Source organism: Nocardia asteroides, from assembly GCA_019930625.1.
Taxonomy (GTDB): Bacteria; Actinomycetota; Actinomycetes; order Mycobacteriales; family Mycobacteriaceae; genus Nocardia; species Nocardia sputi.
This window is the reverse complement of the sequence record CP082844.1, coordinates 3,783,527-3,796,730: the sequence shown is the minus strand read 5'-3', so window position 1 is coordinate 3,796,730 and position 13,204 is coordinate 3,783,527. Positions and strand designations below refer to the sequence as shown.

The 13,204-nt window shown below is 69.3% G+C and carries 9 protein-coding genes and 2 tRNA genes; 4 read left to right on the top strand and 7 right to left on the bottom strand.

What is annotated here, in order from left to right:
- Positions 1-910: 910 nt before the first annotated feature.
- From K8O92_17375 to K8O92_17360, 4 genes are all read right to left on the bottom strand, one after another.
- A tRNA-Glu gene (locus tag K8O92_17375) sits at positions 911-983 on the bottom strand.
- 146 nt (positions 984-1,129) lie between these two features.
- Positions 1,130-1,201 (bottom strand) — tRNA-Gln (locus K8O92_17370).
- 121 nt (positions 1,202-1,322) lie between these two features.
- Positions 1,323-2,807, bottom strand: a complete 1,485-nt coding sequence (gene gltX, locus K8O92_17365; protein ID UAK29786.1) for a glutamate--tRNA ligase — start codon at positions 2,805-2,807, stop codon at positions 1,323-1,325.
- A 13-nt stretch (positions 2,808-2,820) separates the two neighbouring features.
- Positions 2,821-3,594, bottom strand: a complete 774-nt coding sequence (locus K8O92_17360; GenBank protein UAK29785.1) for a fumarylacetoacetate hydrolase family protein — start codon at positions 3,592-3,594, stop codon at positions 2,821-2,823.
- A gap of 202 nt (positions 3,595-3,796) precedes the next feature.
- On the opposite strand from K8O92_17360, the gene K8O92_17355 reads away from it, so the two are divergent.
- A complete protein-coding gene (locus tag K8O92_17355) occupies positions 3,797-4,978 on the top strand; it encodes an MFS transporter (GenBank protein UAK29784.1) in 1,182 nt (393 codons plus the stop codon).
- Positions 4,979-5,278: 300 nt separating this feature from the next.
- Here K8O92_17355 and K8O92_17350 read toward each other — a convergent pair whose 3' ends face one another.
- Together K8O92_17350 and serA are read right to left on the bottom strand one after the other, a co-directional pair.
- Positions 5,279-6,286 carry a 3-isopropylmalate dehydrogenase gene (locus K8O92_17350; protein UAK29783.1) on the bottom strand — a complete coding sequence of 336 codons (1,008 nt, stop codon included), beginning with the start codon at positions 6,284-6,286 and terminating at the stop codon, positions 5,279-5,281.
- 253 nt (positions 6,287-6,539) lie between these two features.
- Positions 6,540-8,138, bottom strand: coding sequence for a phosphoglycerate dehydrogenase (serA, locus tag K8O92_17345; GenBank protein ID UAK29782.1), 1,599 nt, complete (start codon positions 8,136-8,138; stop codon positions 6,540-6,542).
- Positions 8,139-8,281: 143 nt separating this feature from the next.
- Between serA and K8O92_17340 the strand changes: the two genes are divergently transcribed.
- Positions 8,282-8,836, top strand: a complete 555-nt coding sequence (locus K8O92_17340) for a TetR/AcrR family transcriptional regulator (GenBank protein ID UAK29781.1) — start codon at positions 8,282-8,284, stop codon at positions 8,834-8,836.
- A 73-nt stretch (positions 8,837-8,909) separates the two neighbouring features.
- Positions 8,910-10,619, top strand: coding sequence for an alpha/beta fold hydrolase (locus K8O92_17335; GenBank protein UAK29780.1), 1,710 nt, complete (start codon positions 8,910-8,912; stop codon positions 10,617-10,619).
- A gap of 343 nt (positions 10,620-10,962) precedes the next feature.
- Here K8O92_17335 and K8O92_17330 read toward each other — a convergent pair whose 3' ends face one another.
- Complete coding sequence (locus K8O92_17330) at positions 10,963-11,889, bottom strand: LysR family transcriptional regulator (protein ID UAK35752.1); 927 nt, start codon at positions 11,887-11,889, stop codon at positions 10,963-10,965.
- A 92-nt stretch (positions 11,890-11,981) separates the two neighbouring features.
- Between K8O92_17330 and K8O92_17325 the strand changes: the two genes are divergently transcribed.
- Positions 11,982-13,172: an MFS transporter gene (locus tag K8O92_17325; protein UAK29779.1), complete on the top strand. Its 1,191-nt coding sequence runs from the start codon at positions 11,982-11,984 to the stop codon at positions 13,170-13,172.
- Positions 13,173-13,204: the final 32 nt, after the last annotated feature.

Here is a 13,204-nt window from a genome sequence, read left to right as displayed (position 1 = left end):
AGGACCGAACTCGCCGGAGCTGGTCGAACAGTCGCGCAGCCGACAACACGGCTCCATGGCACCTCGGCAGGCACGATCCGGATCATCTGCTCGCACCGTACGCATGCGGCCTGCTGGATGTTCGGCGACGAGGAAGATCCGCCTACCGGCTCGCCGGGTCCACGTCGCGGATTCCCTGCGATCGCCCGCGAACTCGCCGAACGAACCGATCCGACGCTGACGCCCGCACCCCCTACCGACTCGAAGCAGGCGGCGCGCCCGTCCGAAATCGTTCACTACCGCCGGCACTGCCGTGCAGTCGGTTTATGAACTTCGTCACTCGGGGCTTCTCCTCGCCAGCCCGAACCTCGTCGGCACCACGACGAGCGTCTGCTGCGAACACCCTTCGAGAACCAAGCCCCCCAAGACGACACTTCGATCGAGCGGGTCAAGACCGTCAATCCGAGTCACCAGCGACCACCCGAGTCACCAGCGACCACGCGAGTCACCAGCGACCACGCGAGTCACCAGCGACCAACCAACGAGCCCCTGTGTCGCCAACGATCCCCCGTGTCGCCAACGACCACCTGTATCACGACCGACCATCTGAGCCACCAGCCACCACGCCGGACGGACACACCGACCACGGGGAGACGAAGTCCAAGTCCGCAGAACACAGCCACACCGCCACCCAGCTCAGGACGAAGCCCCAACCCGCAGCTCACAGCCACCCCGAACCACAACCCAAGCGGGGCGAAGCCTCAGTCCGCAGATCACAGGAACACCGGACCCCAACCATCCAGGCGAGGCGAAGCCCCCGCCGGGGGTCCGGGGGCGAAGCCCTCCGGGCGGGGTGTGGGGGTTGCACCCCCACAAGACATAGCGAAACGAGAAAGGCCCATGCTCCATGAGCATGGGCCTTCCACTCGTGTAGCCCCGACGGGATTCGAACCCGCGCTACCGCCTTGAGAGGGCGGCGTCCTAGGCCGCTAGACGACGGGGCCAGGACTGCTTCTCACTGTCGCGAGGAGCGCCGTGTTGATCTTTCGATCAGGAGGCTCGGCTAGCTTAACCGGCCGAGGCCCGGCGACCAAATCGCCAGGATGCTGATTGATTCCGGCCGCGAACCGAAGTCGAACAACACTCTCCGCTGGGGTACCAGGACTCGAACCTAGAATGGCTGAACCAGAATCAGCTGTGTTGCCAATTACACCATACCCCAATGACCAGGTTGTTCAGCCTCGCGTCTGGGTGACTCGAGACCGTGTTCCGGGCCGAGAAGAAGAGTACCAAACGGCTACCGGTTAACTACAAATCGCCTGGTCAAAGCCATATTTTTGCCGTCAGGACGGCGTTTGGCCCGCTGCTTGCCAGGTCAGCGCCGCGCGCAGCCGCTCCATCGTGGGGCCGCGACCGAGCAGTTCCAGCGATTCGTACAGCGGCGGGCTGATATGCGACCCGGTGACCGCGACCCGCACCGGCGCGAAGGCTTTGCGCGGTTTGAGCCCGAGATCATCGATCAGCGCCTTTTTCAGCACCTCTTCGATCGACTCGGCGGTCCACCCGGACAGCGACTGCAATGCGGCAATAGCGGCTTGCAATACTTCTTCGGCGTCGGAACCCAGATTTTTGGCGCCCGCGGCGGGGTCTATCGCGAACTCCTCCGCGGGTGCGAACAAGAAACGCAGCAGTTCCCACGCGTCGGCCAGCACCACGATCCTGGTCTGCACGAGTTCGGCCGCGGCGGCGAACACCTTCTCATCGATCTCCGCGCCGATACGACCGTGCTCGGTGAGATACTCCCGCAGCCGGTGCGCGAAATCACCCGGCGCCAGCAATCGGATGTGCTCGGCATTGAGCGCGTCCGCCTTCTTCTGGTCGAAACGGGCCGGATTCGAATTTACTTTCGAAATGTCGAATGCTTCGACCATCTCCGCCATGGAGAACACGTCGCGGTCCTCCGACAGCCCCCAGCCGAGTAGCGCGAGATAATTCAGCAAACCCTCGGGAATGAAGCCGCGATCGCGATGGGCGAATAGATTCGATTCCGGATCCCGCTTGGACAGCTTCTTGTTGCCCTGCCCCATCACGAACGGCAGGTGACCGAACTGGGGAGTGAATTCGGCGACCCCGATCCGGCGCAGCGCTGCGTACAGCGCCAGCTGCCGGGGGGTCGAGGAGAGCACGTCCTCCCCGCGCAGCACGTGGGTGATCCGCATCAAAGCGTCGTCGACCGGATTGACCAGGGTGTACAGCGGGTTGCCGTTGCCTCGGGTGAGCGCGAAGTCCGGGACGCTGCCCGCTTTGAAGGTCGTCTCGCCGCGCACCAGGTCGTTCCAGGACAGGTCCTCGTCGGGCATCCGCAGCCGGATCACGGCGGCGCGCCCCTCGGCCCGGTACGCCTCGATCCGCTCGGGCGTCAGATCACGATCGTAGTTGTCGTAACCGAGTTTCGGATCGCGTCCCGCGGCACGATGGCGAGCTTCGACTTCCTCCGGTGTGGAGAATGACTCATAGGCTTCACCGGCCTCCAGCAAACGCCGAACCACGTCCAGATGCAAATCTTTTCGCAGCGACTGGCGATATGGCTCGTAAGGCCCGCCGACCTCCGGCCCCTCGTCCCAAGTGAGGCCGAGCCAGCGCAGCGCGTCGATTATCGCCCGGTAGGACTCCTCGGAATCGCGTGCGGCATCGGTGTCTTCGATTCGAAAGACGAATGTGCCACCGTGATGGCGGGCGTAGGCCCAGTTGAACAGCGCCGTCCGGATCAGGCCGACGTGCGGTGTCCCGGTCGGTGACGGGCAGAATCGGACCCGTACTTCAGTCATGGCTCTCTTTCGATCAGCGTTTGGCGGCAACGGGATTGGTGAGGGTTCCGATGCCCTCGACGGTCACCGACACCTGCTGTCCCTCCCGCATCGGGCCGACGCCCTCGGGGGTGCCGGTGAGGATGACGTCACCGGGCAGCAGCGTCATCACGGTGGTGACCCACTCGATGAGCTTCGGAATGTCGTGGAGCAGAAGCGAAGTGCGGCTGCGCTGGCGCACCTCGCCGTCGAGCTCGGTGACGATCTCCAGATCCGAGGGGTCCAAGGACGTTTCGATCCACGGCCCCAGCGGGCAGAAGGTGTCGTACCCCTTGCCCCTGGTCCATTGGCCGTCGTGGCGTTGCTGGTCGCGGGCGGTGACGTCGTTGGCCGCGGTGTAACCGAGCACCACGTCCAGCGCGCGGGCGGCGGGCACGTCCTTGCAGGGCCGGCCGATGACGATGGCCAGCTCCCCTTCGTAGTCGACCTGAGACGAACTGGGCGGCAGGATGATCGGGGCGTTCGGCCCCACGATCGCGGTGTTCGGCTTCAGGAAGATCACCGGATCCGCGGGGGCTGGACCTCCCATCTCGGCGGCATGGGCGGCGTAGTTCTTGCCGACGCAGACCACCTTGCTGGCCAGGATCGGCGCGAGCAGCCGCACGTCGGCCAGCGGCCAGCTCCGTCCGGTGAACGTCGGTGTGCCGAACGGGTGTTCGGCGATCTCCTTGGCCACGCTGTCGCTTCCGTCGCCCTCGATGCTCACGAAGGCGACCCCATCGGGACTGGCAACTCGACCTAGACGCATGCCGGGAGTCTATCGACCCGCCGCCACCTGCTCGAACGCGCCCGACCGAGTGGTCGGAACCAGCCGGGGCGGGGCCACGGCGCATGTGAGCAGTCCGACAGCCCCGGGCGTCGAATCGCATGGCCCGAGGGGTGTACGGTGAGCATCGCGGTTCACAAAGTGGGAATACAATCCCGAATAATGAGATTCTGAGGTGAGGTCGATGGCGACCGTTACGCAGATCGACGGGGTACGTCGCTGGTCGATGCTCGGGCTGGGTGTGTTCGCCCAGGCCTCCAGCGCGGTCTTCATCCACGGCGTCCCGTTTCTGCTGCCCGCGCTGACCGGCCGCGGCATGCCGCTGGCGACGGCGGGCCTGCTGGTGGCCATGCCCACCGTCGGCCTGGTGTGCACGCTGATCGCGTGGGGTTACGTGGTCGACCGGATCGGCGAGCGCAAGGTGCTGGTCGCCGGTCCGCTGCTGATGCTGGCGGCCGGGTGCGTCGCCGCGGCCACGACCGACGACATCACGCTGGGCGCGTTGCTGTTCCTCGGCGGCGTCGGGGCGGCCAGCACCAACGGCGCCAGCGGCCGGGTGATCGTCGGCTGGTTCCCGCCGCATCGGCGGGGGCTCGCGATGGGTATCCGGCAGACCGCCCAGCCCCTGGGAGTGGGCGTCGGCGCGTTGGCGATTCCGGCCGTCGCCGCCGCCTACGGTGTGCCCGCGGCCGTTCTCGTTCCCGCGCTGATGGCGGGCGTGGCGGCCCTTGCCTGCCTTGCCGGCATCGTCGACCCGCCACGTCCCGCCGCTTCGGCCGCCGATCCGGCGTTGCGAACCAACCCTTATCGCGACTCGGCCACGCTGTGGCGCATCCACCTGGTCTCGGTGCTGCTCGTCGTCCCGCAGGGCACCGTGTGGACGTTCGCGCTGCTGTGGCTGCACCGCGACATCGGCTGGTCGCTCGCCGCCGCGGGTGCGCTGGTGACGATCACCCAGATCCTCGGCGCGCTCGGCCGCATCGGCGCGGGCGCCTGGTCGGATCGCGCCGGCAGCCGGATGGGCCCCCTGCGCACGATCGCGGTCGCCGCCGTGCTCGCCATGGCCGCGCTGGCGCTGACCGCGTGGACCCAGTGGTGGTGGGCCGCCATCCCGCTGCTGATCGCCGCGTCCGTGATCAGCGTCTCCGACAACGGCTTGGCCTTCACCGCGGTCGCCGAGATCGCCGGCCCCTACTGGAGCGGCCGGGGCCTCGGCGTCCAGAACACCGGGCAGAACCTGGCCATGGCCGCCGTACCGCCCGTGTTCGGCGCTCTGATCACCGCGAGCGGCTTCCCCGCCGCCTTCCTTCTGGCCGCTGTCACGGCCGTCGCGGCAGTCCCGCTGGTCCCCCGCGACCCGGACTGAGGAGAGAATCCGGATCCGCGCAGCCGGATACGCACCGACCCGACCCTGATACAGGGCAACCGCGGCAAGCAGCACGCTCTCGCGGACGTGGATCCATGTCTCCGCATCGGATCACGGTGACGGCGTCGCACGGTCGGTGCCGCGCGGAGGCTTGTCTCCCAGGCGAGGCGATGAAGAAGTTGCCAGCGGCACGCCGTCTCACTCTCGGACACGTGGAACGGAGTGGTCGCGATCCTTTCGCCGGGGATGCGCGAAGGCCCCGTTTCCCAAGGAGGAAACGGGACCTTCGGGTGGCGGGGATCAAAGGGTGGCGGCGATCCGGTCGCCGATCTCCACGGTCGACGCGGTGCCCGAGCGGGACTCGAGGTCCTTGGCGACGGCCGACTCGATGCGCGTGGCCGCCTCGGTGTCGCCGAGGTGGTTGAGCAGGAGAGAGACCGAGAGGATCGCCGCGGTGGGGTCGGCCTTGGACTGACCGGCGATGTCGGGGGCGCTGCCGTGTACCGGCTCGAACATGCTGGGATTCGTCCCGGAGGCGTCGATGTTGCCGCTGGCGGCCAGCCCGATGCCGCCGCTGACAGCGGCGGCGAGGTCGGTGATGATGTCGCCGAAGAGGTTGTCGGTGACGATCACGTCGAACCGGCCCGGGTCGTTGACCATGTGGATGGTGGCGGCATCGATGTGCTGGTAAGCCGTTGTGACCTCGGGGAACTCGGCTGCGACCTCGTCCACGGTGCGCTGCCAGAGCGAGCCGGCGAAGGTGAGCACGTTGTTCTTGTGCACCAGCGTCAGGTGCTTGCGCCGCGCCTGCGCCTTGGCGAAGGCGTAGCGCACGACGCGCTCGATGCCGAAGCGGGTGTTGGTGCTGACCTCGGTCGCCACCTCGTGCGGGGTGTCGACGCGAATCGCGCCGCCGGTGCCGGTGTAGGGGCCCTCGGTGCCCTCACGCACAACGACGAAGTCGATGTCGGGATCGCCCGCCAGCGGGCTGGTCACGCCGGGGAACAGTCTGGACGGACGCAGGTTGACGTGGTGGTCCAGCGCGAACCGGGTGCGCAGCAACAGGCCGCGTTCGAGCACGCCGCTGGGCACCGACGGGTCGCCGATCGCGCCGAGCAGGATCGCGTCGTGCTGCTTCAACTCCGGCAGCACCGAATCCGGCAGGATCTCGCCGGTCGCGTGGTAGCGACGCGCGCCGAGGTCGTACTCGGTCTTCTCGACACCGGGCACGACCACGTCGAGCACCTTGAGCGCCTCGGCGATGACCTCGGGCCCGATCCCGTCGCCCGGGATGACAGCAAGCTTCATGACAAATGCTCCGTTCGATGTTGCCGGTAACGGCCGACACGACGTGCGGCCCGGAGATGACCGCCGGGGTGCGCACGACAGTCCGGCCGGGGTGACCGCAGCATCGTCACGGTACTCGGCGCGGCCGGAGCGCCGAGCACCGGGCGCGATGACGCGGCGGGTCCGCGCGCCGACCGAGCGACCGGCGCCGCGCACGAGTGGTTCGTGCGCGGCGCCGATTCCGCGGGTGCCGGGACGCTGCGGCCCCGTCCGGTCAGGACAGGTCGACCTGGACGACCTTGGCCGCGCCGACCGACTCGGCGATCGCGTTCTGCACGTCGGCGGGCACCTCGCGGGCCACGCGCAGCACCACGGTGGCGCCTTCCTTGTCGACGTCCTGGGTCAGCTGCGCGGCCAGGATGTCGACCTCGGCCTCGCCGAGCTTGGTGCCGATCCTGCCCAGTGCGCCCGGCCGGTCCTCGTAGTTCAGGATGGCCAGGTTGAGGCCCTCGGCGCGCATGTCGTAGTTGCGGCCGTTGATGTTGACGATCTTCTCCACCAGCTGCGGCTCGGTCAGCGTGCCCGCGACGTTCAGGGTGCTGCCGTCGCCGAACACGGCGCGCAGGTCGACCACGCTGCGGTGGCTGGGGCTCTCCGACGCCGTGGTGACCTGGGCGGTGATCCCGCGGTCCTTGGCCAGGGCGGGGGCGTTGACGAAGGTGACCTGGTCCTCGACCAGCGCGGAGAAGATGCCGCGCAGCGCGGACAGCTCCAGCACCCCGACCTCCTGCGCGGCCAGCTCGCCGCGCACCTGGATCTCGACGCTGACCGGCAGCTCGTTGGACAGCGCGCCCAGCAGCGCGCCCTGCTTGCGCACGATGTCCAGCCAGGGGGCGACCTCTTCGCCGACCGTGCCACCGGTGACGTTCACCGCGCCGGGCACGAACTCACCGGCCAGGGCCAGCAGGACCGACTTCGCGACGTCGGTGCCCGCGCGGTCCTGGGCCTCGGAGGTGGAGGCGCCCAGGTGCGGGGTCACCACGACCTGCGGCAGGTCGAACAGCGGGCTGTCGGTGCACGGTTCGGTCTCGAACACGTCCAGACCGGCGGCCCGCACATGGCCGGACTTGATGGCATCGGCCAGCGCGGCCTCGTCGACCAGGCCACCGCGGGCGGCGTTGACGATGATCACGCCCGGCTTGGTCTTGGCGATGGCCTCCTTGCCGATGAGGCCCTTGGTCTCCGGGGTCTTCGGCAGGTGTATCGAGATCAGGTCGGCACGCTCGAGCAGCTCGTCGAGGCTCAGCAGCTCGATGCCGAGCTGGGCGGCGCGCGCGGGCGACACGTAGGGGTCGTAGGCGACGATCTTGGTCTCGAACGCGGCCAGGCGGGCGGCGAACAGCTGGCCGATGCGGCCGAGGCCGACGACGCCGACGGTCTTGCCGAAGATCTCCACGCCGTTGAACTTGCTGCGCTGCCAGGTGTGCTCGCGCAGGGTGGCGTCGGCGGCGGGAACCTGGCGGGCGGCGGCCAGCATCAGGGTGACCGCGTGCTCGGCGGCGGTGTGGATGTTCGAGGTGGGCGCGTTGACGACCATGACGCCGCGCTCGGTGGCGGCGGGCACGTCGACGTTGTCCAGGCCGACGCCGGCGCGGGCGACGATCTTCAGGTTCTTCCCGGCTTCCAGGACCTCGGCGTCGACCGTGGTCGCCGATCGCACGAGCAGCGCGTCGGCCTCGGGCACGGCGGCCAGCAGGGCCGGGCGGTCGGGTCCGTCTACCCACCGAACCTCGACACCGTCACCGAGCGCGTCGACGGTCGACTGGGCGAGCTTGTCGGCGATCAGAACTACAGGACGGCCTGCTTGGCTCACGTGGAGTACTCCTGGGGAATGGGGTCGGCATTTACCGCCGACCAGCTTAGTGCGCGCGATTTCCGCCTCGGCTACCACCTGGTAGGCGGGCGTCCTCAGTCTTTCCGGTGGAAAAAATATGAAGACCGGTCTACAGTCAGGGTATGGGCGTCAAAGGCACCGAGACTCGCGGCAAACTCGTCGACGCGGCGCGCACGCTGGTGGAACGGCACGGTTACTACGGCGCTGGGCTCAATCAGATCCTGGCGGCCAGCGGCGCGCCACGCGGTTCGCTGTACTTCCACTTCCCCGGCGGCAAGGACGAATTGGTCGCGGCGGCGATCGCCCAAGCGGGCAAGGAGATCGCGGCGCTGATCGACACGATCGAACCCGGTGACGCCGCAGCGGCCGCGAGCAGGCTGCTTCGCGTGTTCGGCGATCGGCTGGAAGCGTCCGACTGGCAACAGGGTTGCCCGGTCGCCACCGTAGCCTTGGACGTGGCGGCGGCGAACGACGCGGTCCAAGCCGAGTGCGCCGCCGCGTACGCCGCCTGGCAACAGGCGCTGCGGCTGCGGTTGCGGGCCGATGGCCGCGAGAACGCCGACGACCTGGCCGCCACGGTGCTCGCCATGGTCGAGGGGGCGCTGTTGCTGGCGCGCGCGCAACGCAGTCGCGAACCTTTGGAACGCGTCGAACGCACTCTGCACGCCCTGCTCTGAGTCGGGTTCCACCCGACCCGCTTCGTTTTTCATGGCATCAAAATATGTAGACCGGTCTAGTAAGGAGCATGTCATGTCCGACAGCATCGTGTTCGGAGCCGCTGGATTCCTCGGCCGCGCAGCGGTCGCCCGGCTTCTCGAGCAGGGGCATTCCGTCACCGCCGCCTTGCGTGCGGGCAGCGAGGAGCGGCTCACCAGTTGGCTGCGCGGACGCGGCGTCGACTCGGGCGCGCTGGAAATCGTCGCGTGTGACGTCACCGCCGAGGACCTGGGTCTGCCCGCCGGATTCGACCCGTCCGGCATCCGCGACGTGTACAACTGCGCGGCCCGCTTCGCCTTCGGACTCACGCCACAGGACGCGTACGCGGTCAACGTCACCGGCGCGCTGCACGTCCTGGAGTGGGCCGCCGCCCTGCCCGGCCTGCGACGGCTCGTCCACATCACGGGCTACCGGATCACCGTCGAGCAGTCCGAGGAACAGTATTGGGAGAAGGGCGCTTACGGCGCGTCCAAGTTCGAATCGGATCCGCTGCTGCGACTGCGGGCCGCCGAGCTGGGCGTCGCGCTGACCATCGCGAACCCGAGCAGTGTGATCGGCCCCGGTCAATACGTCGGGCTCGCCGGTGTGGTCGAGCAACTGTGGAACGGAAGACTCCCGGCCACCCCCGGCGGGGCGGATACGTTCGTGCCGATCGTCGATCTGGACTACTTCACCGACTTCCTGATCAGTCTGCCCGCCCTGCCGGACACCGCGGGCCGGTCCTACACGGTTCTCGACGATCGAACTCCGGTGCTGCCGAAGCTGATGCGGCTGCTGGCCGGGCACATGGGTGTCCCCGCGCCGCGGTTCTCGATTCCGGTCGGTGTCATCGAGAAACTTCCGCGGGCGTTGACCGGCGCCGATCCCGAGTCGCTGCCCTTCATCGCCGACGACCGCTACGACACCTCGGCGGCGCAGGACGTGGCCCGCCGCGCCGGACTCACCATGCCTCCGACCGAGGCCACCCTGTTTGCCTGGGCCGACCACCTGGTGGCCAGCCGGTTCGGCGCGGTCGCCGACGATCCGACCGCCGGATTCGCCGATGGCGTCTGGGTGAGCGGCGAACGGCAACGCCCGGCCTACGTTCTTGTGCACGGGCTTCCGCTCGACGGTGAATCGTGGGGCGCGGTACGCGCGGAGTTGGACGGGCCGAGCCTGGCCGTCGACCTGCCCGGCCTCGGACGCTCGGCGCCCGGCGACCAGGATGCCGTGCTGCCGAAATCGCTCTCCTCGGTCCGCACCCGCCCCGTGCTGGTCGGCCACTCGCTCGGCTGCGGTCCGGTGCTGCGATACGCGGCGGAGCATCCGGAACGCGTCTCCGGCGTGGTGCTGGTGGCCCCCGCGTTCTTGCAGCCTCGATCGGGCCTGCTGCTGCGCTCACCACTCATGACGGCGGCGATGCGCCGGATGCCGGCCGCCGCCTTGGCGAAACGGCTCGGCGTGCCCGACGGCGCCGCGATCGCGAGCGCCGCCGCGAACCTCCGCAGGCCGGGTGTCGCCGCACGCACCGTCGCCGCGCTGCGCCGCGCGAGCGCCACCGCGCGACGCGCGGAGTTGCGCGAACTGCTCGAACGGATCGAAGTGCCGGTGCGAATCATCACCGGTTCCGCCGATCCGCTCACCGTCACGACGCCGCGGCACTCGGTCGCGATCGAAGGCGCGGGCCACTATCCGCAGTTGACCCATCCCGCGCGCGTCGCGGCGGAACTCGCCCGAATGTCCACCGTCGGGGCACGCGGCTGATCGCGTCTCGCGACCCTGCCGTTGCGGCGTCGGACTCGATCACCTTCCGCTGCCCCGCGACCAGGCCGTACAGCGGCGGGCCCCCGCACCATCTCGGTGCGAGGGCCCGCTCGGTCACGCCGTGGGTCGGCGTGGAACCCGGCCGATCAGCTCGACCGTCACGTCGGTCAGCGGCCGCCGAAGGAACCCGTCCACAGGGTGTCGACAAGGCCGTGCAGAGCAGCGCCGAGCGTATTGAAAAGACCGTTCAGGGCAAGCGCTACCGGTGTCGGATACCCGCCCGCCTATCGACGCCATCCGGCACCGATAACCGGCGGCTGGAGCGGCTCCGCATACCGGACGCTCAGGACGCCTCCGCGGTGACCAACCGCACATCGCCCGCTCCCTGCGTGGCGGCCACGGCACGGGAGAACGCACGCACCCGTGCGGTCTCGCCGTGGCGACGCCACACCAGCCCGAGGCGGGACTCGGCGATCCCGGTCACCGGCACGAAGGTCACCGGCCGCCTGCGGTGTGATTCCGCGGTCGGATGGCACAGCAGCATCGCCCCCCTGCCTGCCGCCACCGCGGCGAGGCCCTCCTCCAGCGTGCCGACCTCCGGACCGCTGCGCACCATCCGTCCCCCGGGCGTCACGTCCAGCGCCTGCGCCCTGCGCCAGTATTCCGGCGCCGGAGACCGCACTCCGATCAACGGCACCTCGGCGATCTCCTCCACCGACAGCGCCGCACGCCCCGCGAGCGGATGCGAGCTGGCCACCGCGAGCGTCTGCGACTGCCCCGCGAACACCGATCCGAGCACCAGATCGGGCTCCCCCATCGGCAGCAACACGACGGCGGCGTCGACCTCGTCGCGCCGCAGCGGGCCGAACGGATCGGCCAGCGGAATCTCGACCAGCTCGGCCGAGCATTCCGGGTGACGCCGCCCGAACAGCTCGACCGCGGCCATCAGGTGGTCGCTGCCGGCACCTTGAAACCCGATGCGCAAGATCCCGTCCGTGCCTCTGGCGGCCGCGCGGGCGCTGTCGACCGTCGCGCGCAAAGCCGCGTAGGCGGGCCGCAGTTCGGCGAGGAAGTCCGCGCCGAGCGGGGTCAACCGGACGCTGCGGCTGGTCCGTTCCACCAACCGCCCGCCGATGCGCCGCTCCAGCGAGCGCAGCAGCTGGCTGACCCGGCTCTGCGACACATACAGCCGCTCACCGGCCCGCCCGAAATGCAATTCCTCGGCGAGCGCGAGAAACGCCTCCAGCTCACGGACCTCCAGCCCACCCATCAGCTTCCCTTCCACGGTCGATGAGTCCAGCTCATAGAACTATGAGACCTTCGCCGTTGTTTCCTCCGTTCCCGGGCTCTTGTCTGGAAGACATGACACATGTTCAGGAAGTCGTTGCGCCGCAGCCGGTCTCGGTGCTGCGCGGTTGGCTCGGCGTGAGCGCCGTGACAGCGGGGACGTTCACGGTGGTCACTTCCGAGATGTTGCCGGTCGGCCTGCTCACCCCGATCGGCTCCGCGCTGCGGGTGAGCGAGGGCCGCGCCGGTCTCGCATTGACGGTGACGGGGTTGGTCGCCGCCCTGTCGGCGCCGTTGGTCACCGCGGCGCTGGGCCGGGTCGAGCGCAGAGCGGTGCTGTGCGGGTTGATGGCGGTGCTCGCGCTGGGCAATCTCGGTTCGGCCTGGGCGCCCACCTTCGGTGTGCTGATGGGGGCGCGGGTGCTGGTCGGCGTCGGCATGGGCGGGGTGTGGGCGATCGCGGCGAGCCTGGCGGCGCGGCTGGTGCCCGCGCGGTCGGTCACCGCCGCGACTTCGCTGGTCTTCTCCGGCGTCGCGGTCGCCTCGGTGCTCGGTATCCCCGCCGGAACCTTTGTGGGCGCGCTCGCCGGGTGGCGGGCGGCGTTCGTCGCCGCCGCCGGTCTCGCGCTGCTGGTCCTCGTGGCGATGGCGGCATCGCTGCCGCGTCTTCCCGCCACCGATGCCGTGGCGTTGAGCGGCGTGTTACGGCTGACCAGGCAGCCGGGCTTGCGCGTCGCCCTGCTCGCGGTCGCGTTCCTGGTCACCGGTCACTTCGCCGCCTACACCTACGTGCGGCCGGTGCTGGAGGAGGTTACCGGTGTCGGCGCGGAGACGATCGGCACACTGCTGCTGATCTACGGAGTCGCCGGGGTAGCAGGGAATTTCGCCGCGGGCGCTGCGGCGGCGCGGGCACCGAGGAAGACCTTGATCGCTATCGGCTCGGTCCTGGCCGCGGCCGCGATCGCCCTGCCCCTGCTCGGGGCCTCGCTCCCGCAGACATTCGTGCTGATGTTCGTATGGGGCGTCTCCTACGGTGGCGTCTCGGTGAGTACCCAGAGCTGGGTCTTCGCCGCGTCGCCCGGAGCCGAGGAGGGCGCTTCGGCACTGTTCGCCGGGGTCTTCAACGCCGCCATCGCACTGGGGGCATCGGCCGGCGGACTGGCCGCGGACGGGATCACCGTCGCCGCCGCCATGTGGCTGGGCGGTGCGCTCGCCGTGGTCGCCGTGCTCGTGGCCGCGTCCGGCAGCGGCGCGCGCCGACCCTGACCGACGAAAAAGCGGCTGCGACAGTCGCGTTC